Origin of the sequence: uncultured Maribacter sp. (genome assembly GCF_947500405.1) — a bacterium.
Classification (GTDB): domain Bacteria; phylum Bacteroidota; class Bacteroidia; order Flavobacteriales; family Flavobacteriaceae; genus Maribacter_B.
The window spans coordinates 1-897 of record NZ_CANMRY010000061.1; the positions used below are offsets into that span (position 1 = coordinate 1).

Genomic DNA, 897 nt, shown 5'->3' on the forward strand with positions numbered 1-897 from the left:
AACGGTCTTGTGTATGGTTAGTTGCGTGTTTAAGCAACTAATTTAGTAAACAAAAACGAACGCGAGAAAATTCCGAAGGAATTTTCCAAATAAGCAACGACCAAAGCAATTAATTATACACGTTGTTGTAGCACGTTTTTTGTATTCAGTACTAAATTCTATGTTTATAAATGATTTTGGAAATCAGCATTTTATGAAAATCGGCATTATTGTAAACCATTGTTTATCAGTTATCTATAATATATTTGATTTAATAGTGAAAATTTAATACAAAAAAATATTAAGACTTTAAAACAAACTTATAAACACTTATAGGTTTTTTTTAAAAAGGGAATCCATTTCTTTACTCTTAATAAAAAAGAAGATTTCTTTAATAAAAGTCAGAATTGTTATTATGTAGATTATCGCTTCGATAAATCAAAGATAGTTAATTGTTTCTATTGAATTTCAGAAAGTTAATAACAGTTATCAACATTAAATTGAGAAACTTATGTCAATTTTTTATTTTCCAATTCCGCAAACTTTTGTTTATCAGTTGAAGGAATATCAACTAGTTCAAAATGTTTTTTATCCAAAACATTAAAATTAACCAGACTTAAATAAAGGTCAACTACCTTTCTGTCAATCATAATTTTTCCACCACCAGCCCAATGTCGGTCAGTTCCGTTTTTCTTTATTCCAGAAATCCAATATTCGTCTCCGTTTTCTATATCGTAATAATTTCCAGCAATTCCTTGTGCATTTGAATTTTTAAGAGCTTTTCCATTAAAATACACAGTTCGACCAGATTTTGAGAATTCCGCCATTCCAATCCAAGCAGGTCCAGTATCTCCAAATCCGCTTTTCAATTCGATATATTTTAATTCAGGTTTCATCGTTTCTCAAATGTGCTACAAC

At 28.8% G+C, this 897-nt stretch carries 1 protein-coding gene; it reads right to left on the bottom strand.

Annotated features, from left to right (window positions below; all coding sequences use genetic code 11):
* Window positions 1–488 precede the first annotated feature (488 nt).
* Complete coding sequence (locus tag Q0945_RS15985) at window positions 489–875, bottom strand: hypothetical protein (protein ID WP_299436669.1); 387 nt, start codon at window positions 873–875, stop codon at window positions 489–491.
* Window positions 876–897 lie beyond the last annotated feature (22 nt).

Excerpts from the sequence above, each read along its gene's own strand:
- Q0945_RS15985 (WP_299436669.1), bottom strand. The coding sequence starts at position 875 with ATGAAACCTGAATTAAAATATATCGAATTGAAAAGCGGATTTGGAGAT.